We start from the raw sequence: 22,118 nt of genomic DNA, 5'->3' as shown, positions 1-22,118 counted from the left end.
GCGCCCCGCGATTTCAGAAGGTGGTACGCAACCCCACTTCGACACTACGCCCCGGCGCCGGCGCGATATCGCGCAGGATCGAGCTGGCATAACGCACGGTCTGGTCGGTCAGGTTTTCGCCGCGCACAAACGCCAACCACTGGCTCTGGCCAACTTCGAAGCGGTAGCCAATGCTTGCACCCAGTGTGGTGTAGCCATCGGTGCTGGTTTCGTTGGCCGGTTTGCGGTGCTGCGACGCGGCATGCTGGACATCGACCCGCGCCTGCCAGCGGTCCAGTTCCCACACCAGGCCGCTGTTCAGGCGCAGCGGGGCGATGCGTGGCAGCGGTTCGCCGCTGTCGAGGTTCTTGGCCCGGGTGTAGTCACCAGACAACTCCAGCGCGAAGCTGCCGTAACGGTTCTCGACCAGTTGCCAGCGGTCCTGGGCCTCGATGCCGTAAAAGCGCGCCCGCACGCCCTGGTACTGGTATTCCGGGAAACCGTCGTGGTCATGGTCATGGTCGTGATCGTGGTCGTCCTCGCCATGGTCGTGATCATGCCCGCCCTCGCGCAGGTTGCCGGTGCCGATCAGCCCGATGTAGTTGCGAAAGTGGCTGTAGAACACCCCGACACTGCCTTTGTGGGTGCCATTGTCGAAGCGCAGCGCCAGGTCGGCAGAGATGGCCTTTTCCTTGTTCAGGCTGGCGTCGCCAACTTCAAAAGCGCCGGTGGCCACGTGCGCGCCATTGGCGTACAGCTCGTAGAACGTCGGGGCGCGCTCGGTGTAGCCGAGGTTGGCGGCCAGCGACCAGATCGGGTCGAGCTGGTACACCGCACCTGATGACAGGCTGAAGGCGTTGAAGCTGCTGGCGCTGTCGGCATCGACGAAGTTTTCGTTGCCTTTGGCGTCAGGGTCTACCCGAGTGTGCTCCACGCGTGCGCCCAGGCTCAGGTTCAGCCGCTGTGTGGCCTGCCATTGCTCCAGCATGAACAGCGCGAGGCTGTTGGTATGGGTGTGTGGGACAAAAGCCTCTTCGCCCAGGGCGGAAAATTCGTTGCGGCTGACCTGAGCACCGATCACCCCCTCCACCGGCCCGAGCGGTTGGTGGCGGGCTTCGATACGGGCTTCGTAGCCCTTGTTCTTGAAGGTGGTGTGCACCTCGCCTTCTTCGATCTCGCTGTGTTCGTAGTCGGTATAGCCAGCATCGATCTTGACGGAGCTGAACGGGCCATCCAGGTCACGCAGTTCGGAGGCGAAGGCGTAGTGGTCCTGTTTCATGTCCAGGCGCACACCGGATTCGGCCACCGAGCCGTAATTGCTGTCGTAGCGGCTATAAGACAGGCCGGCGTAACCGTGATCCCAGTGATAGGCGCCACCGACGGCACCGCCATCTTGGCGGCCGTCGCTGTTTTCCAGGCGGTGTTTGCTGCCGGGCTCATCGGCGTCACGTACCTTGGCGCTGCGGGCGTAGCCGGGGATGCGCAGGTCGTTGAATTGGCGGCTGTTGGCATCGAGATGCAGGGCGAAGGCACCGTTGCCCGCCTCCAATTTGCCGGCGCTGCTGCGGGTGGTGTCGGCGCCACCGTAGCGCAGCTCGCCGGCACCGTGGATGCCTTCGATCGGTGCGTCCGGGATGCGGTTGTCGAAGGTATTGACCACGCCACCGATGGCGTTGCCGCCGTAGAGCAGGGCGGCCGGGCCACGGACGATCTCGACGCGCTCGACGGTAACCGGGTCCAGCGGCACGGCGTGGTCATAGGACAGCGATGAGGCATCCAGGGCGCCGACGCCATTGCGCAGGATGCGGATGCGGTCGCCGTCCAGGCCGCGGATCACCGGGCGGCTGGCGCCAGGGCCGAACCAGGTAGAGGCGACCCCGGGCTGCTTGTTCAGGGTTTCACCGAGGCTGCCGTGCTGTTGTTGCAGCAGGTTGTCGCCTTCGAGCACGGTGCTGGGGGCGGTCAGCTGGCGGTTGCCCAGCGGATTGGCGGTAATTACCTGTGGTTCGAGTTCCACGGCCTGGCTGGGCGATGCAGCCAGCCAGAGCGCGACGGCAAGGGGGGAGAGACGAAGCGTTGGGTACAACATGGCGATGGGGCGTTCCTTGGCAGATGCTTTTTTAGTGTTACAACATAACATAACTATTTCAGCACAGAGGTTTTACGCCTGGCCAGCAGTTTTTCTGTCGACTTGACGGATCCCGTCCGCCACTACACTCGTGTAAGGTGCGCATCTTTCCAACGGAGCACAGCATGAGCACGGCCCAACACAACGCGCTGCACGGCAAGACCCTTGAACAGATCCTCACCGAGCTGGTGGCGCACTACCAATGGCAGGGCCTGGCCGAACGCATCGATGTGCGTTGCTTCAAGAGCAACCCCAGCATCAAGTCGAGCCTGGCCTTTTTGCGCAAGACACCGTGGGCGCGGGAAAAGGTCGAGCAGTTGTACGTGAAGCTGCAGCGCCAGGCCTGATATGCCGCGTCGCCCCTGGCTGACCAGCATCGCCGTGCTCGGCTGGTTCGGCCTGACCGTGCAGGTATACCTGGTGCTGCTGGCGCGCTGGCAGGAACAGGCCAGCCTGATTGGCGGCCTGATCAACGTGTTCGGCTATTTCACCGTGCTGACCAATACCTTGGTGGCGGCGGTGGTCAGTTATGCGGCGTTCGGTCGTGAAGGCCGAGTCAGGCGTTTTTTCCTGTCGCCGTCGGTGAGTACTGCGGTGGCTGCCAGCATCGTGCTGGTGGCGCTGGCCTACAGCCTGTTGCTGCGTCACTTGTGGCAACCGCAGGGCTGGCAATGGCTGGCGGACGAGTTGCTGCACGACGTGATGCCGGTGCTTTATGCCGTGTACTGGTGGTGGGAGGTGCCCAAGGGCAGCCTGAGGCTTTGGCACTTGGCGGTGTGGGCGATTTACCCGGCGGTGTACTTCGCCTACGCGCTGTGGCGGGGGAGCGAGATTGGCGTGTATGCCTACCCGTTCATCGATGTGGCGAGCCTGGGGTATGGGCAGGTGATGCTCAATGCCCTGGGGGTGCTGGCGGGGTTCTGGGGGATAGGGCTGGTGTTGCTGGGGCTGGATAAGTGGCGCGGGTCGAACAGATTCGCTTAGCGTGCACTGGCCCTATCGCCGGCAAGCCAGCTCCTACAGGTACCCCATAGCCTTCATGGGCTGTGCAATAACTGTGGGAGCCGGCTTGCCGGCGATAGGGCCAGTACAGGTAACCAAGATCACTCGTCGTCCGCAGTCCCGTCGGCACGCCAGTAGGCCGCTGCCTTCAGCGCATCCTCCGGCACCCCTTTTTCCAGCAATAGCGCCTTGGCCTGGCGGGTCAGGGCTTTTTCCAGCGCCACCCAGCCGTACAACCGACCTTGCGGCAAGGTCAGATTCTTCAACAGTTCCAGCAAATCTTCTTGCTGGCGACGCACCCAGATGACTTCGACTTGTGACTTGCTCGGCAGCGGCTGGCGCTCCTGCTCGTCTTCGATCTGGATCACCGCCAGCACCTGGCGGCCAGCCGGCAGTTCGTCCAACCGCCGACCAATCGCCGGAATGGCGGTTTCGTCACCGATCAGCAGGTAGCTGTCGAAAATATCCGGCACCACCATTGATGCTCGTGGCCCAGCGATGTCCAGGGTTTGCCCAGGCGCGGCCTGGGCGGCCCAGATGGAGGCGGGGCCATCACCGTGCAGTACGAAGTCGATGTCCAGTTCATTGGCCACCAGGTCGATGCGCCGTGGCGTGTACTCGCGCATGGTCGGCCGTGCGCCACCGTCCCGGCCCATATTACGGGCCTCGATGGCCTGCTGTTGCTCCGGCGTTTCGGCGAACAGCAGCTTGATATGGTCATCACTGCCCACGCTGGTGAAACCCTGCAGTTCGGCACCGCCGAGGGTGATGCGGCGCATGCGTGGGGTCAGTTCGGTGACCCGCAGTACCTGCAAACGGCGTTGGCGGATCTGGTGGTTGACGCGGTGGATGGTGTCACTCATGGGAAGCCTCCCTGACAGGTTCGGCCGGCCCGGAGGCGATGGCCTTGGCGGTATGGTTGAGCAAGTCGCGGACCCGTTGGATCTCTTCCGGTGTCCAGCGGCCGCTGTGCATGTGCAGTGCGTGGCGCAGGTTGCCGACTGCTTCATGGATTTCTGGCGGGCGGTCGTGGCCGCGCAGGGCGCGTTTGCTGACCTCGATGCGCATGCGCACGCCGTCCAGGGCGACAGCCTGCTCGGCCAGGGCGCTGCGCCCGGCGTCGGTGATGGCATAGAGGCGTTTGCTGCCTTGCACCTGGCCACTGATCAACTCGGCCTCTTCTAGAAAATTCAGCGTGGGGTAGATCACCCCGGGGCTAGGGCTGTAGCTGCCGTCGAACAGGTTTTCGATCTGGCGGATAAGGTCGTAACCGTGGCCGGGCTGGTCTGCGAGCAGGTCCAGCATCAGCAGCTTGAGGTCACCGGGGGCGAAGACGCGTGGACCGCGCTCGCCGCGGCCGGGGCGCCGCTCGAAGGGATCATGGGGGGTGTGTTCGCGCATGGGGACAGGGCTCCGTCGTTTGCGATATATCGTAAGATATTACTCAAGATATATCTAAAGACAAGCCTCTGGATGCTGATGATTATCATCTAGTCATTCGATACGTTCCCTGCCGCAGTCGGTGTGTTCACGGCCACCTGTGGCGGTTTGCACTCATTCGGATTACCCGGCTGCAGGTACGGCATGAGAATCGGGGCCATGCCTTTGAGAACCTGCACCGGCAGCGCCGAGGTGAATTTGAATGCCTCTGCCGAGCGCCCCGGCACGAAGGCGGTGAGGGTGCCGAAGTGGTTGTCGCCAAGGAAGAACACAAAGGTGGCTGTACGGTTCAGCGAGCGCGAGCCAATCAGCCTGCCACCGGCGCCGAAGCTTTCAATGCGGTTGTCACCGGTACCGGTCTTGCCCCCCATCACCAGTGGTGTACCGTCCTGCAGCTTGAAACTGCCGGAAATACGCCGCGCCGTGCCTGCATCCACCACCTGCGACATGGCGCCTTTCAGTGCGCGCGCCACTTCCACGGGCAGAATCCGCACGCCCCGGTCCGGGTCGGTGATCAACTTGGTCTCATAAGGTGTATTGGCTGCAAAGTGCAGGGTGTCGATGCGCAGGGTAGGCAGGCGTATGCCGTCGTTCTGGATGATGCCGACCAGTTCGGACAGGGCGGCAGGACGGTCGCCCGAACTGCCGATCGCGGTGGCCAGCGAGGGCACGAGGTGGTCGAATGGATAGCCAACGCGCTTCCAGCGCTGGTGGATGTCGAGGAAGGCTTCGATCTCCACCATGGTGCGGATGCGGCTATCGCGGGCCCCTTGGTAGCGGCTCTTGAACAGCCAGCTGTACACCTCTTGGCGCTCGAAACGGCTGGCGTTGACCATTTCGGTCAAGGTCGAGCTCGGGTTCTTCAGCAGGTAGCCGAGCAGCCAAAGGTCCAGCGGGTGGACCTTGGCAATGTAGCCCTGGTCGGGCAGGTCGTATTTACCGGGGCCATAGGCATCGTACATCTCTGACAGGCGGCCGTCGGTCAACTTGCCCAAGGCAGCCTTGTCGCCCTTGAGGTGGGCACGTACGAAGGCATTGAAGGTTTCCTGCCCTGCTTCAGGGAACAGGTAGCGGTGCACCGCTGCCAGCCGCTGTGGGGTCACGCGCATGCTGTCCAGGAAGGTGTCCAGGCGCTGCTGCGAGGTTTTGCGCTGGTATTTCTTCCAGAAGCGCATCAGGTAGTTGGTGCCTTCCTTGTCGGCGAAGCGGGCCAGGTATTCCTGGCGGCGAGGGTCGGCGTCGTCCTTGAGCAGCGGCACGCGGTTGTACGGCTGCTGGTAGGTCACGTAGCGCACCAGGTCGCGCATCAGGCGGATGAACGGCAGGTTGATCGATTCGCGTAGGGCATCCTTGAGTGTCGGGTTGCGGCTGTTGTCTTCCTTGCGGAAGTTGTTGAACACGTGCATGCCGCCGCCTGTGAAAAAGGCTTCACCGGTATTGGCGGAGTATTTGCGCTCCAGCGCGGCGTCGAGCATGGCGTCCAGGCTCTGGTTCTTGCTGTTCTGCGCCAGCCATTCCAGCGACCACTGGGTAATGCGGTCGAGTTCGGCGACTTCGACCTTCTTCAACTCGGCAGCGGGCTTGCCGGCGTACTTGTCGTGCAGTTCGGCGATGATCTCCAGGTATGTGGTCAGCACCCGCAACTTGGCGGTGGAGCCCAGCTCCAGCTTGCTGCCTTCGTTGATGTCGAAGGGCTGGTTGGTGCTGTCGGTCTGCACCCGTACTCGCGAGCCGTCGGCCGTGCGCTCAAACAAGGTGAAGCTGTAGCTCACCTGGTCGGTGGTCTTGGTGGTGAGCAGGCGCTCGCCGATCAGCCCCATCTGCGCGGCAAACTCGGGGTCGGCAAGGTTTTTCAGGTACTGGCTGACCTGCAGTTGCAGGTCGGCCTGCAGGGTACTGGTGGCCGACACATCGAGGCGGTCGAGATCATACAGCGGGCGGTTGAGCATGGCTGCCAGCCGGTTACGCGCCAGGCTGATGCCCTTGTTGGTGACGATCGGCACGATGGTTGGCTGCGCTACCCAGTCGCGATAGACCGCTTTGCTGGCCAGTGCGGCTTCGGCCAGTGGCTGCTCTATCACATTGTTTGCGGCGAGCACGCGGATGTGCGAATCGGTGAGTTCGGCCAGCTCGACCCGGCCCTTGGACAGGTAGTGGGACGGGCGGCGCTGGGCAATCATCAGCGACAGCACCTGGCGCAGGGCAAGGCCGCGTGTGGCCATGCTTTCGGCGTCAGTGGCGGTGGAATTCAGCGCCAGGTTGACCTGGTCGAAGTCGGCGCCGTACCACACCCGCAAGCCTTCGGCCATGCCGTGTACTTCGCCGTGCCCGGGCACGGCCGACAGCGGCACACTGTTGAGGTAGTCGCGCACGATGCGCTGGCGTGCTTCGGTGGTATCCGGGCCGCCCCGGTAGGCGCGCACGCTGGCAGAAATCATCTGTCGGATTTTCTCGGCACCCGACACGGTCAGGCCGTCCGGTGAGTGGCGGTACTTTTCCAGTTGCGTGGCCAACGTGCTGCCGCCCGCAGACTGACCAGGCAAAGCCAGGTACTTGGCCACCTGGCTGTAGGCGGCTTTGGCAAAGCGTGGCCAGTCCACGGCGGGGTTGTTGCGCGGGTCCTGGGTATCGAGCAGGTCGCGGTTCTCGATGAACAACAGGCTGTTGACCATCACCGGCGGGATCGCGGCAAAGTTCGGGTACAGGTGCTGTGGATAGTTGTACTGGTACAGCGTGTCGCCGCGGCAGTCAGTGATCGACAGGCCGGCCTGAATTTTCTCGATATAGGGCGCGAACAGCCCATGATCGACGTAGTTCATTAGCGCAGGGGAGAACCTCACCTGTTCAGTGATCAGGTAATCGCGCTTGAGCAGGCGTGGCAGGAATTCGCCCAGAGCGCTGTAGCCCAGTCGTTTGTCGAACGGCCCTTCACCGGGGTAGATGATGGCGTCACTAGGGCCAGGCTCCAGCGAGTAGGTCAGCGTAGCGGCCAGTTTGCTGAACTCGCGCGATTGCAGTTCGGAGGTGCGGAATTCGTCATACGCAGCGAAGCCGATGGCTACCAGCGCCACCAGCAGGATGAGGATGATCAGCCGCCACCAAAGCCGACGCTGACGGGGGGGCTTCGGTTGGGGCGTCTCGGCCGGAGGTATCTCGGGTGCTTCCGTTCTGCTTGGTTCCGATTGCCACAGTGCGCCCATAGTCTTCAATCCGGCCAGGTGTTTTCGTCTTGCTTGTCTGAAGCTTAGACGTTGAGCGGGTGAGGTGAAAAATTTGTAGGAGGTGGAGAAAAGCGGGTAGGGCTATGCGGCTTTGGTGTGGGTTTTTTGACCCCGAGATGTTGCTATGGTGCCGGGGCAGTTTTCCGGGCCGCTGCACGGGCGAGAAAACTTGCTGATTATTCCTGTATATACAGCGAAAAACCCTGCAACGGTCTTCCTATACTGCTCGGCCCCTTCGCCCTGCCGGGCGCTCTACCCCGGCACACGGGCCGGCCCACGAAGCCAGCCTGGCAAGCAGACGCCACGCCTATCGGCCTGGCCGGTGCTGCACGAAGGTCAAATCCAATAACAAAATGAGGTTGTATTGCTATGCCAGTCGGCAACCACTCTGCCCATGGCCAGGCCAATGAAGGCGGCCCGCTCAAGCGTGAACTGGGCGAACGGCACATCCGCCTGATGGCGCTGGGCGCCTGTATCGGCGTCGGTCTTTTCCTCGGTTCGGCCAAAGCCATCGAAATGGCCGGCCCTGCCATCATGCTGTCCTACATCATCGGTGGCTTGGCCATCCTGGTGATCATGCGCGCCCTTGGCGAAATGGCCGTGCATAACCCGGTCGCCGGGTCGTTCAGCCGCTATGCCCAAGACTACCTCGGCCCGCTGGCGGGCTTCCTCACCGGGTGGAACTACTGGTTCCTCTGGTTGGTGACCTGTGTCGCCGAAATTACTGCAGTAGCCATCTACATGGGTATCTGGTTCCCCGACGTGCCCCGCTGGATCTGGGCCCTGGCAGCCTTGGGTAGCATGGGCGCCGTTAACCTGGTAGCGGTGAAGGCCTTTGGTGAATTCGAGTTCTGGTTCGCCCTGATCAAGATTGTCACCATCATCGCCATGGTCCTTGGCGGCATCGGTGTCATTGCCTTCGGCTTCGGCAATGACGGTGTGGCTGTAGGTGTCTCCAACCTGTGGAGCAACGGCGGCTTCATGCCGAATGGCGTGACCGGCGTGCTGATGTCGCTGCAGATGGTGATGTTCGCCTACCTGGGTGTGGAAATGATCGGTTTGACCGCCGGCGAAGCACGCAACCCGCAAAAGACCATCCCACAGGCCATTGGCTCGGTGTTCTGGCGCATCCTGCTGTTCTACGTCGGTGCGTTGTTCGTGATCCTGTCGATCTACCCGTGGAACGAAATTGGCAGCCAGGGTAGCCCGTTCGTCATGACCTTCGAGCGCCTCGGCATCAAGACCGCCGCCGGCATCATCAACTTCGTGGTCATCACCGCGGCACTGTCGTCGTGCAACGGCGGGATTTTCAGCACCGGGCGCATGCTCTACAGCCTGGCACAAAACGGCCAGGCCCCTGCCGCCTTTGCCCGTACCTCGAAGAATGGCGTACCGCGCAATGCACTGCTGCTGTCGATCGGCGCGCTACTGCTGGGCGTGCTGGCCAACTACCTGGTGCCGGAAAAAGTGTTTGTCTGGGTAACGTCGATTGCCACCTTCGGTGCAATCTGGACCTGGGTGATGATCCTGCTGGCGCAGCTCAAGTTCCGTGCCGGTCTTTCCACTGCTGAGCGCAAGGCACTGAAGTACCGCATGTGGCTGTGGCCGCTGAGCTCCTACCTGGCGCTGGGTTTCCTGGTGCTGGTGGTTGGCTTGATGGCGTACTTCGAGGATACCCGTGTGGCCCTGTACATTGGCCCGGCGTTCCTGGTGCTGCTGACCGTGCTGTACTACGCGTTCCGTCTGGCGCCGAAAGACGTACAAGGTGTGGCCAGTACTGCTTCCTGATCTGAAACCTCTGGGGCCGCTTTGCGGCCCATCGCGGCGCAAGGCCGCTCCTACAGGAGATCGCGTATTTCTGCAGGAGCGGCCTTGTGTCGCGATCTGGCTGCGTAGCAGCCCCAGGGCTCTATCAGGCAGCCACTTCGCTGTGTGGCTCAAAGCTGTCGGCCCGGGCCAGTTGCCACATGCGTGAATAGAACTGCCCGTTCACCTCGCCGGTCAGCAACTCGCCCGGTTTCAAGAACACATGCATCTGCGAGAACAACTTGATCTCGGTGGCCGAGACGCGCCGCACCAGGTGCTTGGCTTCCAGCTGCGCCGGGTGGTCCAGGCCCGCCGCCGCGAGCATTTCGGCCAGGGCACGCAAGGTGTTGTGGTGGAAGTTCAGCACCCGTTGGGCCTTGTCCGGCACCACCAGAGCGCGCTGGCGCAGTGGGTCTTGCGTGGCCACGCCGGTGGGGCACTTGTTGGTGTGGCAGCTCTGCGACTGGATGCAGCCAATGGCGAACATGAAGCCACGCGCCGAGTTGGCCCAGTCAGCACCAATGGCCAGCACGCTGGCGATGTCGAAGGCGCTGACGATCTTGCCGCTGGCCCCGAGCTTGATCTTGTCACGCAGGTTCAGGCCAACCAGCGTGTTGTGCACGAACAGCAGGCCTTCGCGCAGCGGCACACCGATATGGTCGGTGAACTCTACCGGTGCGGCGCCGGTGCCGCCTTCCTTGCCATCGACGACGATGAAGTCGGGCAGGATGCCGGTTTCCAGCATGGCCTTGGCGATGCCCATGAACTCCCACGGGTGGCCCAGGCAGAACTTGAAGCCGACTGGTTTGCCGCCGGACAGCTCACGCAGCTGGGCAATGAACTGCATCATCTCGATCGGCGTGGAGAAAGCGCTGTGGCGCGACGGCGAGATGCAGTCTTCGCCCATCAGCACGCCTCGGGTCTCGGCAATCTCTTGGGTTACCTTGTGTTTGGGCAGGATGCCGCCGTGGCCGGGCTTGGCGCCCTGGCTCATCTTGATTTCGATCATGCGCACCTGCGGGCTGCGCGCCTGGGCGGCGAAGCGTTCGGGGTCGAAACGCCCGTCCGGCGTGCGGCAACCGAAGTAGCCGCTGCCCAGTTCCCAGACCAGGTCGCCGCCATGCTCGCGGTGATAAGGGCTGATACTGCCTTCGCCGGTGTCATGGTGGAAGTTGCCCAGCTTGGCGCCCTGGTTGAGGGCGCGGATGGCATTGGCGCTGAGCGAGCCGAAGCTCATGGCCGAAATGTTGAAGATCGAGGCCGAGTACGGCTGGCTGCACTGCGGCCCGCCGACGATGACGCGGAAGCTGCTTGGGTCGGCCAGCGGCGCCGGGCGCATGGAGTGGCCGATGAACTCGAAACCAGACTCGTATACGTCTATCAGGGTGCCGAACGGTTTGTCCGAGGCTTCGTTCTTGGCCCGGGCGTACACCAACGAGCGCTGAGCGCGGGAGAATGGCAGGGCGTCGCTGTCGGACTCCAGCAAGTACTGGCGGATTTCCGGGCGAATGGCCTCGACCAGATAGCGGATGTTGCCCAGGATCGGGTAGTTGCGGCGTACGGCATGGCGTTGCTGCAGCAGGTCGAACAAGCCGATCAGGCTGAGGATGCCCGTGGTCAGGGTGAACGGCCACAACCATTCGTGGTGGGTGAAGGGCAAGCTCGCCAGGGTGAACAGCACACAGGCTGCGAAGAAGGCATAGCGACTGAGGAGTGACAGGCTCATACAGGGTCCTTGCGATGGCGCGGTCAGGCTCAGGGCCTGGGGGCAAACCCCGACCATAGCCAAGTTGCAGGGCCCTGCAAATTAAAATCGGGGTAGCGAAAATCATTCTCGCCAAGTTATGTACTGGCTGTACCGGCCCTATCGCCGGCAAGCCAGCTCCTACAGGTCATCACCAGCTTCGAGCGAAGTGACATCTTTGTGGGAGCTGGCTTGCCGGCGATAGGGCCGGTACAGCCGCTAACGCTCAGTGCTTGTCACGCAGCAGTTTCTGCCGCCAGATTTCCTGCTCTTGTGCGGGCGCCTCGACCAGATACGAGTAACGCCCGGCCACCCGTACCGCCACCGGTACCCCGTCGCGATACAACAAGCGGTTACCACTCACCGCTGGCACTTTCGCCCCGGGCAGCAACGAGCCGGTCAGGTTCAGCGGGTCATTGCCACTCACTACCAGCAACGTCCCGTCCGGGTCGCGGCGGCGCACCTGCCGCAGCAACCCCACCGCCTCCGGCAAGGCGAACTGTTCACCCGCCAGCCCGGCAATGAAGCGCCCACCACGGATCTCGCCACGCGCCTCCAGCCGGTGATAGCAGCGCAGCAGTTCACGCCAGGGCGGCAGTACATCACTCTCGCGCTCCAGCAGCCGCCAGCAGATCACGCCATAGCGGCGCAGCAGGGTGCGGGCGATGTACTCCAGGCGCTGGTCTTGATCCGGTGGCGTAGCGCTGCGGCGCAGCAGTGCCCAGCGCCCGGCATGCGCCATGCTGCTGGAAAGCGGCGGGTGGCCACGGCGGCTGTTACGCGAGCTGCGCTTGGCTGCAGGGGTGATCAGGCTGCGTAAGCCGGTGAAACTGTCCGCACCGACCAGGCCCGAACCCACCAGCTCCTGCAGCGCAGTTTCCAGTTCGCTGGGCAGCAGACGTGCCTCATGCGCCAGTTCATCGAAGAACAGCGCCCCCTCGGTTTTAAGCGCTTCGTGCACACGTTGCGCACGCAGGCCAAGGGCATCCACCGTTGGGGCGGGCGCCAGGCTGCGCCATGTGTTCAGCTGGTCGCGCGGCAGCAGCACCAGTGGGGTACTTGATAGGGTGCTGCTCGCCAAAGTTGCCGCCAGCCGGCTCCAGGCAAACTGGCCGCTGCGGCAGGCATCGTCGAGCCAGTGGGGGCTGTAGTCCTTGATGCGCGAAGGCAGCAGTTCCGCCTCCCACGCCCCGGCGGCGCTGGGAAACCCCTGCAACTGGCCCAGCACTTCGGCCAGCGCCTGCGGACCACGCAAGCGCTCGTCAGGTGCCAAGTGCTGCCAGTCGAACAGAAAGCGCATGAAGTCCTGGAGGCTGACCGGTTCGATCTCCCGGCGCAGGCGTTTCACGGTGTAGCGATGAATGCGCGCCAGCAAATGGCGTTCGCACCACTGCAGGTCGGTTGCACCAGGGCTGAAATGCCCGCGCAGCACATAGCCTTCGGCTTCCAGGCGGGCCAGTGCCTGCTCGACGGCTGGCAACGGCTTGCCAAGCGGTGCGGCTATCTGTGGCGCGGTGCTGGGGCCATGGCCACTCAGACGGGCACGTAACAGTTCAGTCAGGGCAAGGTCCGGCTCGGGGGCCTGATCGAACCCAGGCAGCATCTGCAAGGCAGGTTCCAGCACAGCGTCCGGATACACGCTCTGCAGCAGGCCCAGTCGCTCACGCGCCAACCACAGCTTTTCGTCCGCCAGGCGCAAGGCCCGACCATTTTGGGCCAGTTGCCTGAGCAACAGGTCCCAGCTGGCATTGCCCTGCACTTCCGCTTGGCTGATGGCGCCCAGGCCCATCAGCGCTTCGTGCATTTCGTCTGCATTGCCTGGCTGTGGCCAGGCTTCTGCCGCGACGGCGGCGATGGCATCAGCGTCCAGCGCGCCCAGGTCGTCGCCACTGTGCACTTCGCTCCAGCGTCGGTTGAGTACTGCCTGGGTGCGCCGTTCTTCCAGCGGGGCATCGTCCAGAAAAGCGTACGGCCTGGCATTGAGAATGGCAGAGGCCAGTGGCGAAGGCGCGGGCAGGTCGCGGCACAGCAGACGTACCGCCCCGCTTTCCATGCGTCGCAACAGGGCCAGCCAACCTTCGCTGTCCATCGCCTCATGCAGGCAGTCGTCCAGGGTTTGTTCGACCAGCGGGTGATCGGGTATCTGCCGCTCGCCGGCAATGTTTTCCAGGCAGGCGATCTGGTCTGGGAACACAGCGGCCACCAAGTCTTCGCTCTTCATGCGCTGGATCTGTGGCGCGACCTTGCGCCCGCCCACGAAGCGCGGGAGGGCCATTGCAACGCCGGCGTTCCAGCGCCAGCGTACGCCAAACAGCGGCGCATCCAGCACCGCCTGGACGAGGATCTGCTCGGCACTGCGGCTATTGAGGTAACGCCACACCTCGTCCAGCGCGAAACTGTGGCTGGTCGACAGCGACAGCACGATGGCATCCTCGCTGGCGGCAGCCTGCAGCTCGAAATTGAAGGTGCGGCAGAAGCGTTTGCGCAGGGCCAGGCCCCACGCGCGGTTGATGCGGCTGCCGTAGGGCGAATGGATGATCAGCTGGGTCCCGCCGGACTCATCGAAAAAGCGCTCCATCACCAGCGTGTCCTGCGAGGGCAGGGCGCCAAGCACCTCGCGGGTGCGGGCCAGGTAGTCGAGCAACTGGCTGGCGCTGTCTTCGTCCAGTTCGAAGGTAGCCTGCAACCATGCCAGTACCTCGACCATGTCGCCGTCAGCCTGGGCCAGTTGCTGGTCGACCCGTGCCTGCAGCCGCGCCACGGCGGCAGACAGCTCGTTGCTGCGCCCGGGCGCTTCACCCAGCCAGAACGGAATGGTCGGCGGCAGGCCATGGGCATCTTCCACCCGTACGCGGCCCGCCTCGACGCGCAGAATGCGATAGGAGGCGTTGCCCAGCTGGAAGATATCGCCGGCAATGCTCTCCACGGCAAAGTCTTCATTGACGCTGCCAATGTTCATTGCCTGTGGTTCCAGCAGTACGGTGTAGTCGGCGTTGTCAGGGATGGTGCCGCCGCTGGTCAATGCCGTCAGTTGGCTGCCGCGACGGCCGCGCAAGGTGCCGCTGACCGCATCGCGGTGCAAATAGGCGCTGCGGATGCCCTGGCGGCCGTTGTAGCCCTCGGCGAGCATGCTGAGCAGCGCCTGGTAGTGGCGCTGGTCGAGCTCGGTGTAGGGCGTGGCCTGGCGCAAGCAGTCGAACAGGGCTTGTTCGTGCCAATCCTGGTTACTGGCTTCGGCCACGATCTGCTGGGCCAGCACGTCCAGCGGTGCCCGGGGTATGTGCAGCTCGTCCAGTTCGCCTTGGCGCACGCAGTCCAGCAGGGCCACGCATTCGATCAGGTCATCGCGTGAGGTGGCGAACAGGCGCCCCTTGGGCACGCCGTCCACCTGGTGGCCGGCGCGGCCAACCCGTTGCAGGAAGGCGGCAATCGAACCTGGCGAGGCGATCTGGCACACCAGGTCGATATCGCCGATATCAATGCCCAGCTCCAGCGAAGCGGTGGCGACCAGCACCTGCAAATGGCCGCGCTTGAGCCGCTGCTCTGCACCCAGGCGCAGCTCCTTGGACAGGCTGCCATGGTGCGCGGCGACCGCCTCCTTGCCCAGCCGGTCGCTGAGGTGACGGGTGATGCGCTCGGCAAGGCGCCGGGTGTTGACGAATACGAGCGTGGTGCGGTGTTCGCGGGCGAGGGTGGCCAAGCGGTCGTAGACCAGGCCCCAGACATCGTTGGCCATTACCGCGCCAAGTGGCACCGGCGGCACTTCGATGGCCAGATCGCGTTCGCGCGCATGGCCTACATCGACGATGGCGCAGGGGCGCCCGCTACCGACCAGAAACTGTGCCACCCGCTCGACCGGGCGTTGCGTGGCGGACAGGCCGATACGCCGCAGTGGCCGTTTGCACAAGGCTTGCAGGCGTTCGAGGGTAAGCGCCAGGTGGGCGCCACGCTTGTTGCCGGCCAATGCGTGAATTTCGTCGACGATTACCGTGTGCACGTTGGCCAGGCCTTCACGGCCCGAAGCCGAGCCCATCAACACGTACAGCGATTCGGGGGTTGTCACCAGAATGTGCGGGGCCAGCTTGCGCATGGCAGCACGTTCCTTTTGTGGCGTGTCGCCCGTGCGCACGGCTGTGGTGATGTGTGGGGCGTTCAGGCCCTGGTCTGTGAGGGCCAGGCTGATGCCTTCGAGCGGGGCCTGGAGGTTCAGGCGAATATCATTCGACAGGGCCTTCAGCGGTGAAACGTAGATCACCTGGGTTTGCGCGGGCAGCTCACCTAGGTGCTCCAGGCCTTCACGGAACAGCTCGTCGAGCACCGCCAGGAAAGCACTGAGGGTTTTGCCCGAACCGGTCGGCGCGGCCAGTAACATCGACTGGCCCGCATGGATCAGCGGCCAGGCCTGTGCCTGGGCTTCAGTGACCGTGGCGAAATGGCGACGGAACCAGGTGCGCACGGCAGGGTGGAACAGCGCGAGCACCGGGTGGTGTTTGGCGGGCAGGTTCATGTGTTGGTTATGGAGTGTATGCGGCGGGTTGGCAAGGGGCCGTTCGTCGCGGATGCTATGTTGCCTGCGCTGGCCCTATCGCCGGCAAGCGCAGGCGATACCTTCTTTGATTTCTTGAGTGAGCTGATCCATGCCGAACATAATCCGCATCGCCGCCGCCCTGCTGATCGACCCTCAGGGCCGAACCCTGCTGGTGCGCAAGCGCGGCACCGGGGCTTTCATGCAGCCAGGCGGCAAGATCGATGCCGGTGAAACGCCGGTGCAGGCACTGGTGCGCGAGTTGAACGAGGAGCTGGGCTTGCACATCGACCCGGCCCAGGCCGTGCACCTGGGCCAGTTCAGTGCCCCAGCCGCCAACGAGCCTGGCTTCGAAGTGCAGGCCGAGTTGTTTCGTGTCGACAGCGCCGCAGCCGTGGTCCCGGCTGCGGAGATCGAAGAGGTTGTCTGGCTGGCCGCTGACCAGGCGCCCGTCATGCCACTGGCGCCGCTGACCCGCGACCTGATCCTGCCGCTGTACCGCCAGGCGCTCAACGCACCGCGCTGACCCCATCGAGGGTGGCGAACGAGGTGTCTTTGGCGGTCAGCAAAAAGTCGCGCATGTAAGGCGCATCGAGCATGTCGGTGCGCACGGCCGCATAAAGGGTGGCGAACAGGCCTTTCTCACCCAGGCGTTTGCCCTTCACATAGCCGCGCGAGCTGTACTCGTGCAGTGCCCAGTGCGGCATGCCGCATACCCCGCGGCCGCTGGCTACCAGCTGCATCATCATTACCGTCAGCTCCGAGGTGCGTACGGCGGCCGGCTCGATGTCGGCCGGCTCCAGGAAGCGGGTGAAGATGTCCAGGCGGTCGCGCTCCACCGGGTAGGTGATCAGCGTCTGGTCGAGCAGATCTTGCGGCACCATGTAAGGCTTGCTGGCCAGCGGGTGCTGGTTGGCCACCGCCAGCATTGCCTCATAGGTGAACAGTGGCACATACGTGATGCCTGCCAGGTCCACCGGGTCGGAGGTCACCACCAGGTCCAGGTCGCCGCGGGCCAGGGCCGGCAATGGGGCGAAGGCAAAGCCGGAGGCCAGGTCCAGCTCCACCTCCGGCCAGGCGTCGCGGAACTGGTCGATGGTTGGCATCAGCCACTGGAAGCAGCTATGGCATTCGATGGCCATGTGCAGGCGCCCGGCAGTGCCGCCGGCCAGGCGCGCGATGTCGCGCTCGGCGCCGCGCAGCAGCGGCAGGGTGGCATCGGCCAGTTGCAGCAGGCGAAGCCCGGCACTGGTGAAGCGGATCGGCTTGGTCTTGCGCACGAACAGGGGCAGGCCCAGGCGTTCTTCCAGTTCCTTGAACTGGTGCGATAGCGCCGACTGGGTCAGGTGCAGGCGCTCGGCGGCCTCCACCAGGCTGTCGGCTTCGCGCAGGGCATGAAGGGTTTTCAGGTGGCGGATCTCCAGCACTGCTGACTCCGGGGTTGAAATTTAAAGAAACAGGGGGTGAGTTGAGTTTCCCTCATGTTGGCGCGGCTGTCGACTGGGCATTTGGATGCACCGCCTGGCGGGAGTCATGAAACTGTCACCGAACTGTGGCAGCGCGATCGAACAGAATTCATCAGACTCGCGCTCTACTGGGGATCTGCATTCTGGTGTTTCTTTCATGCGGGCTTTTTGGCTTTTTCTTTTCTTCATGTTCAGCGTACCGGCGAGTTTCGCCGAACAGCATTGTGACGCCCATGTGCCGGTGCAGCGTGCCGAGCTGGGCGCCGTCAGCCTGGTGTACCAGAGCGTCGGGGCGCAGCGTGACCCGGCCTTGCTGCTGGTGATGGGCCTGGGCGGGCAGCTGATTCATTGGCCGGACGATGTGGTCGAGGCCCTGTGCCGCCAAGGCTTTCGGGTGATCCGCTACGACAACCGCGATGTCGGCCTGTCACGCTGGAACCAGGTGCCACCGTCGGCCAACCTGACGGTCGAGCTGTTGCGCTACAAGCTGGGCCTGCCGGTGGCGGCGCCCTATACGCTGACGGATATGGCCGATGACGGCTTGCGCCTGATGGACGCATTGGGTGTACGCCAGTTTCATGTCTTGGGCGTGAGCATGGGCGGCATGATCGCCCAGCATCTGGCAGCCATGGCCCCCGAGCGCGTGCGCAGCCTGACATTGGTCATGTCCAGTTCAGGGGCCGCGGGGCTGCCTGCGCCGGCCCCGGCGCTGGTGCAACTGCTGGCCCGGCGTAGCGCGCCGAACCGCGAAGTGGCCATCGAGCAGCAGGCCGACCTGCTGGCGGCTTTAGGCAGCCCCGAGGTGCGGGACGACCGCGCGGTATTGCTGCGCCAGGCGGCGGTCGCCTATGACCGGGCGTTCAACCCGGACGGGGCCAAGCGCCAGATCATGGCGATACTGGCCGAGCCCAGCCGCGTCGAGCTTTTGAACCAGCTTCGTGTGCCGACGCTGGTGGTGCATGGCACGGCCGACCCGTTGTTGCCGGTGATGCACGGCGTGCACCTGGCGGCGCATATCCAGGGCAGCCAGTTGCGCCTGATACCTGGGTTGGCGCACCGCTTTCAGGAGCCGTTCAAGGCGCCGCTGCTGGGGGCGGTATTGCCTTATTTGCAGGCGCACAGGCAAGAGGTCACGCACATCGCCGGGCTCTGACTCCGCGAAGCAGCCAGCGCGCATTTTGATCAGTGCATCCGCACCCACAAGGTCACCAGCACGGTCGCGGCCATCAGCCACGCTACCGTGGCCAGGGCCATCGACGTCTCCAGGCGCAGGCGGTCGACCAGCACATACAGGGTTGCCAGGTACACGAAATAGGGAATGATCGACCACATGCCGAACAGGATGGTGGCCTTCAAGTCGGCAATGCTGCGCCCCTTGCCAACGATGTAGTGGGCAATCAGGGCAAAGGTGGGAAACAGCGGCACCAGCCCTGCGATGTAGTAGTTGCGCGTTTTCGACAGCACCGCCAGCAGCAGCACCACGCCAGCACCGAGCGCAGCTTTGAATACCAGGTCCACGTTTTTTTTCCAGGTTGGGTTGAGGTCAGCCGAGGCCGTACTTTTTCACTTTGTCGAACAGCGTGGTCTTGGCCATGCCCAGCTCCTGGCTGGCCTGGCTCAGGTTGCCGCCCGTGCGTTGCAGTGCATCGCTGAGCAGGTTGCGCTCGAACGCTTCCACTGCCTCGGCAAAGCCCAGGCCCTGGCTGGCACCGCCGCTGGGGCCCTTTTTGAACGCCGGCAGGCCCAGGGCATAGCGTTCGGCCACGTTGCGCAACTCGCGCACGTTGCCCGGCCAGTCGTGGGCCATCAGGCGTGACAGGATCTGGCTATCCAGCATCGGTGCTTCACGGTCGAAGCGCAGGGCTGACTGCTGGAGGAAGTGTTCGAACAACTGCGTGATGTCTTCACGGCGCTCGCGCAGGGGAGGCAGCTCCAGGGTTACCACGTTCAGCCGGTAGTACAGGTCGCTGCGGAACTGGCCGCTCTGGCCCATGCTATCGAGGTCGGCCTTGGTCGCTGCAATCACCCGGCAGTCCACCGGGATGCTCTGGTTCGAGCCCAGCCGCTCCAGCGTGCGTTCCTGCAGTACGCGCAGCAGCTTGATCTGCAGGTTGATCGGCATGCTTTCCACTTCATCGAGGAACAGCGTGCCTCCGTTGGCGTGTTCGATCTTGCCGATACGGCGTTTGCCGGCGCCAGTGAAGGCGTTGGCCTCGTGGCCGAAAATCTCGCTCTCGAACAGGTTTTCCGGCAGGCCGCCACAGTTCAGCGCTACAAAGGGCTGGCCCTGGCGCCGGCTGAAATCGTGCAGGCAGCGGGCGACCAGCTCCTTGCCGGTACCGGTCTCGCCTTCGATCAGCACGTTGGCCGAGGTATCGGCGACGTTGGCGATCAGTTCGCGCAAGTGTTCCATGGCCGGCGAACGACCAATGATGCGCCCCTCCAGGCTGCTCTGCTCGGCCAGTTGACGGCGCAGGGCCACCACCTCGCGTGACAGCCCGCGATGTTCGAGGGCGCGGCGCACCACGTCGACCAGGCGTTCGGGGGAGAACGGTTTTTCCATGAAGTCGTAGGCGCCATTGCGCATGGCACCGACCGCCATGTCGATGTCACCGTGACCGGTAATCAACACCACCGGCAGGCTGCGGTCGCGGGCCTTCAGGCGGTTGAGCAGTTCCAGGCCATCGATGCCCGGCAGGCGGATATCGCTGACGACGATGCCGGCGAAATCGTCGCCGATGCGTTCCAGCGCTTGCTCGGCGCTGCCCACGCCCTCGCAGGCGATGTCCTCCAGGGCCAGTGCCTGCTGGCAGCCGAGCAGCACATGCGGGTCGTCTTCAACGATCAGGACGGTAAGTGGCGCTTGGTTCATGGTTGCTCTGCCGGTTCGCTAGGAGGGGTGACCAGGGGCAGGGCCAGGACGAAGGCCGTGCCGCCAGTGGCGGGGTGCTCGACATTGAGGCTGCCCTTGGCGGCGGCGGCAAGGCTCGCCGACAGGGTCAGACCCAGGCCCAGGCCATGTTCGCCCGGTTTGGTGGTGAAGAAAGGTTCGAACAGGTGCTTGCGCGCCTCAGCGTCGATGCCGTGGCCATTGTCGCGCACCTGCAAGCGGTACTTGTCACCCTGCAGCTCGCCCTCCAGCCACAGCTCGGGCAACGGTTGTGCGGCCATGGCATCGAGGGCGTTGCCGATCAGGTTGACCAGAATCTGCTCCAGGCGGGTCTGGTCGATGGCCAGTTGCTGGTCCTCGAACTGGTGATGCAACTGCAAATGGCAGGCGCTGATGCGGTTGGCCAACACCTGCAAGGTGGCCTCTACCGCCTTGGCCAGTGAGGCCTGGCCGCTGTCGTCACTGCGCCGGGCGAACGAGCGCAGGCTGGCGGTGATGCGCCCCATGCGGTCGATCAGGTCGTTCATGGTACGCAGGTTGGTACTGGCCGTTTCCAGCGCCCCGCGTTCGAGGAAGCGCACGGTGTTGCCAGACAACGTGCGCAGCGCGGCCAGCGGCTGGTTCAGTTCATGGGCAATGCTGGTGGACATCTGCCCGATGGCGGCCAGCTTGCCAGCCTGCACCAGCTCATCCTGGGCGTGGCGCAGGGTCTGCTCGGCATGCCTGCGCTCGCGAATCTGGCCTTTCAGGCGTTCGTTGCTGGCGCGCAGGTCTGCCGTGCGTTCGGCAATGCGTCGCTCCAGCTGGTTGTTGGCTGCCTCAAGTGCTTCGCGGGCCGCCAGGCGGGTGGCAATGACCTTGCGCCGCTCGTTCCAGGCGATGCCGAGTATGGCCAGCAAGGCAAAGGCTACGCCCACCAGGACGCCCTGCACCATGGATTCGCGGCGCAGGTCCTGCAGCGGGGTCAGCAGGGTGAAGTGCCAGGGTGTATCGGCCAGGCGCCGGGTCTGGGCCAGGTAGGCGACTTCGTGCTGCTTGCCGTGCGCGGTTTCACTGTTGGCCGGAAAGGTCAGCTTTTCCACGCCATCGGCCAGGGTTTCCCGGGCCAGTGGCTGCAGTTCGTTGAGCGGCCACCAGTAGTATTGCAGGCTGCGCGCCAGGCGCTCCTTGATTTGCGGGGTCAGCGGGCGCACCGACTTCAGGCGTCGGGCCGGGTCACTGGAGAGGATGATGATGCCGTTCTCGTCGCTGACGAATGCCTCCAGGCGGGCACGCTGCCAGCGCTCCTCGAGCGTATCCAGACGCACCTTGATCACCGCCACGCCAATGATCTTGCCGTGTTCTTCAAGCCCATGGGCCAAGTAATAGCCGGCTTCGCCCGTGGTACTGCCGATGCCGTAGAAACGCCCGGGTTCGCCGCGCACAGCCGTCTGAAAGTAGGCGCGGAACGACAGGTCTTCACCGAGAAACGAGTCGGCGTCGCGCCAGTTGCTGGTGGCCTGTACCCGGCCATTGGTGTCGAGGACGAAGATGGCGCGGCTGCGGCTGCGCCGATTTAGCCCCTCAAGGTATTCATTGACCGTTTGGCGCGAGCCGCCGTCCGGCTCGGTGAGCAGGTGTGAAACGCTGTCTTCCAGCTCGAGCAGGCTGGGCAGGTAGGTATATTTGCTGATTTCGCTTTCGACCGTACGCGCGTGCAGCTCCAGCTGGCGCTCGCCGTTTTCGCTGAGGGTGCGGATGCCGTTGCTCTCGCTGATCAGGTAGCCAGCCATTCCCAGGCCGACCATCAGCAGAATGATCAGTGGCGGTAACAGCAATTGTCGGATCAGGCGGGAATTCACGGCAGGCTTGGCAGGGAGCAGTAGCGAGGGGTCGCATTTCATCACAGTGGCCTTGTCACGACCAGCATCCGCTGCC

15 protein-coding genes are annotated in these 22,118 nt (G+C 63.8%); 5 read left to right on the top strand and 10 right to left on the bottom strand.

Annotation, left to right across the window (positions count from 1 at the left end; translation table 11 throughout):
- Positions 1–13 precede the first annotated feature (13 nt).
- The gene (locus tag CKW35_RS11805) at positions 14–2,068 is read right to left on the bottom strand and encodes a TonB-dependent receptor (protein WP_016488811.1); all 2,055 of its coding nucleotides are present in this window, start codon (positions 2,066–2,068) and stop codon (positions 14–16) included.
- 164 nt (positions 2,069–2,232) lie between these two features.
- On the opposite strand from CKW35_RS11805, the gene CKW35_RS11800 reads away from it, so the two are divergent.
- Both CKW35_RS11800 and CKW35_RS11795 read left to right on the top strand, forming a co-directional pair.
- A complete protein-coding gene (locus tag CKW35_RS11800) occupies positions 2,233–2,454 on the top strand; it encodes a VF530 family DNA-binding protein (RefSeq protein ID WP_016488810.1) in 222 nt (73 codons plus the stop codon).
- A gap of 1 nt (position 2,455) precedes the next feature.
- Complete coding sequence (locus tag CKW35_RS11795; RefSeq protein WP_016488809.1) at positions 2,456–3,091, top strand: Pr6Pr family membrane protein; 636 nt, start codon at positions 2,456–2,458, stop codon at positions 3,089–3,091.
- Positions 3,092–3,210: 119 nt separating this feature from the next.
- Here CKW35_RS11795 and CKW35_RS11790 read toward each other — a convergent pair whose 3' ends face one another.
- The 3 genes from CKW35_RS11790 to CKW35_RS11780 form a co-directional block, all read right to left on the bottom strand.
- A complete protein-coding gene (locus CKW35_RS11790) occupies positions 3,211–3,972 on the bottom strand; it encodes a siderophore-interacting protein (RefSeq protein WP_095115980.1) in 762 nt (253 codons plus the stop codon).
- Positions 3,965–4,510, bottom strand: coding sequence for a PadR family transcriptional regulator (locus CKW35_RS11785; protein ID WP_016488807.1), 546 nt, complete (start codon positions 4,508–4,510; stop codon positions 3,965–3,967). The genes CKW35_RS11790 and CKW35_RS11785 overlap by 8 nt, the downstream gene beginning before the upstream one ends.
- An 89-nt stretch (positions 4,511–4,599) precedes the next feature.
- A complete protein-coding gene (locus CKW35_RS11780) occupies positions 4,600–7,749 on the bottom strand; it encodes a transglycosylase domain-containing protein (protein ID WP_095115978.1) in 3,150 nt (1,049 codons plus the stop codon).
- Positions 7,750–8,139: 390 nt separating this feature from the next.
- Between CKW35_RS11780 and CKW35_RS11775 the strand changes: the two genes are divergently transcribed.
- Positions 8,140–9,558, top strand: coding sequence for an amino acid permease (locus tag CKW35_RS11775; protein WP_016488805.1), 1,419 nt, complete (start codon positions 8,140–8,142; stop codon positions 9,556–9,558).
- Between the two features lie 124 nt (positions 9,559–9,682).
- Here CKW35_RS11775 and CKW35_RS11770 read toward each other — a convergent pair whose 3' ends face one another.
- Both CKW35_RS11770 and CKW35_RS11765 read right to left on the bottom strand, forming a co-directional pair.
- Positions 9,683–11,302, bottom strand: coding sequence for an FMN-binding glutamate synthase family protein (locus tag CKW35_RS11770; RefSeq protein WP_016488804.1), 1,620 nt, complete (start codon positions 11,300–11,302; stop codon positions 9,683–9,685).
- Positions 11,303–11,546: 244 nt separating this feature from the next.
- Positions 11,547–15,827 carry a DEAD/DEAH box helicase gene (locus CKW35_RS11765; protein WP_095115976.1) on the bottom strand — a complete coding sequence of 1,427 codons (4,281 nt, stop codon included), beginning with the start codon at positions 15,825–15,827 and terminating at the stop codon, positions 11,547–11,549.
- A gap of 130 nt (positions 15,828–15,957) precedes the next feature.
- Between CKW35_RS11765 and CKW35_RS11760 the strand changes: the two genes are divergently transcribed.
- Entirely contained in the window at positions 15,958–16,371 is a 414-nt protein-coding gene (locus CKW35_RS11760; RefSeq protein WP_023047129.1) for an NUDIX domain-containing protein, read from the top strand.
- On the opposite strand, the gene metR is transcribed toward CKW35_RS11760, so the two are convergent.
- Positions 16,355–17,272, bottom strand: a complete 918-nt coding sequence (metR, locus tag CKW35_RS11755) for a transcriptional regulator MetR (protein WP_016488801.1) — start codon at positions 17,270–17,272, stop codon at positions 16,355–16,357. The two genes, CKW35_RS11760 and metR, sit on opposite strands and share 17 nt — an antisense overlap.
- Positions 17,273–17,468: 196 nt before the next feature.
- Between metR and CKW35_RS11750 the strand changes: the two genes are divergently transcribed.
- Positions 17,469–18,464, top strand: coding sequence for an alpha/beta fold hydrolase (locus CKW35_RS11750; protein ID WP_016488800.1), 996 nt, complete (start codon positions 17,469–17,471; stop codon positions 18,462–18,464).
- A 29-nt stretch (positions 18,465–18,493) separates the two neighbouring features.
- Here the strand turns inward: CKW35_RS11750 and CKW35_RS11745 are convergent, their stop codons facing one another.
- Genes CKW35_RS11745 through CKW35_RS11735 form a run of 3 tightly spaced genes read right to left on the bottom strand, consistent with a single transcriptional unit; the run spans position 18,494 to position 22,084 of the window.
- The gene (locus CKW35_RS11745) at positions 18,494–18,829 is read right to left on the bottom strand and encodes a GlpM family protein (RefSeq protein WP_016488799.1); all 336 of its coding nucleotides are present in this window, start codon (positions 18,827–18,829) and stop codon (positions 18,494–18,496) included.
- A gap of 25 nt (positions 18,830–18,854) precedes the next feature.
- The gene (locus CKW35_RS11740) at positions 18,855–20,183 is read right to left on the bottom strand and encodes a sigma-54 dependent transcriptional regulator (protein WP_016488798.1); all 1,329 of its coding nucleotides are present in this window, start codon (positions 20,181–20,183) and stop codon (positions 18,855–18,857) included.
- Positions 20,180–22,084, bottom strand: coding sequence for an ATP-binding protein (locus tag CKW35_RS11735; RefSeq protein ID WP_016488797.1), 1,905 nt, complete (start codon positions 22,082–22,084; stop codon positions 20,180–20,182). The genes CKW35_RS11740 and CKW35_RS11735 overlap by 4 nt, the downstream gene beginning before the upstream one ends.
- Positions 22,085–22,118: the final 34 nt, after the last annotated feature.

The sequence above is a fragment of the Pseudomonas sp. Irchel 3F3 genome, from assembly GCF_900187545.1.
Classification (GTDB): Bacteria; Pseudomonadota; Gammaproteobacteria; order Pseudomonadales; family Pseudomonadaceae; genus Aquipseudomonas; species Aquipseudomonas fortuita.
This window is presented reverse-complemented; position numbering and strand designations above follow the sequence as displayed.

Bases quoted from the DNA above. Each gene is read 5' to 3' on its own strand.
- CKW35_RS11735 (WP_016488797.1), bottom strand. From the start codon at position 22,084: ATGAAATGCGACCCCTCGCTACTGCTCCCTGCCAAGCCTGCCGTGAAT.
- CKW35_RS11740 (WP_016488798.1), bottom strand. From the start codon at position 20,183: ATGAACCAAGCGCCACTTACCGTCCTGATCGTTGAAGACGACCCGCAT.
- CKW35_RS11805 (WP_016488811.1), bottom strand. From the start codon at position 2,068: ATGTTGTACCCAACGCTTCGTCTCTCCCCCCTTGCCGTCGCGCTCTGG.
- CKW35_RS11760 (WP_023047129.1), top strand. From the start codon at position 15,958: ATGCCGAACATAATCCGCATCGCCGCCGCCCTGCTGATCGACCCTCAG.
- CKW35_RS11770 (WP_016488804.1), bottom strand. From the start codon at position 11,302: ATGAGCCTGTCACTCCTCAGTCGCTATGCCTTCTTCGCAGCCTGTGTG.
- CKW35_RS11800 (WP_016488810.1), top strand. From the start codon at position 2,233: ATGAGCACGGCCCAACACAACGCGCTGCACGGCAAGACCCTTGAACAG.
- CKW35_RS11790 (WP_095115980.1), bottom strand. From the start codon at position 3,972: ATGAGTGACACCATCCACCGCGTCAACCACCAGATCCGCCAACGCCGT.
- CKW35_RS11765 (WP_095115976.1), bottom strand. From the start codon at position 15,827: ATGAACCTGCCCGCCAAACACCACCCGGTGCTCGCGCTGTTCCACCCT.
- CKW35_RS11750 (WP_016488800.1), top strand. From the start codon at position 17,469: ATGCGGGCTTTTTGGCTTTTTCTTTTCTTCATGTTCAGCGTACCGGCG.
- CKW35_RS11780 (WP_095115978.1), bottom strand. From the start codon at position 7,749: ATGGGCGCACTGTGGCAATCGGAACCAAGCAGAACGGAAGCACCCGAG.
- CKW35_RS11775 (WP_016488805.1), top strand. From the start codon at position 8,140: ATGCCAGTCGGCAACCACTCTGCCCATGGCCAGGCCAATGAAGGCGGC.
- CKW35_RS11795 (WP_016488809.1), top strand. From the start codon at position 2,456: ATGCCGCGTCGCCCCTGGCTGACCAGCATCGCCGTGCTCGGCTGGTTC.
- CKW35_RS11785 (WP_016488807.1), bottom strand. From the start codon at position 4,510: ATGCGCGAACACACCCCCCATGATCCCTTCGAGCGGCGCCCCGGCCGC.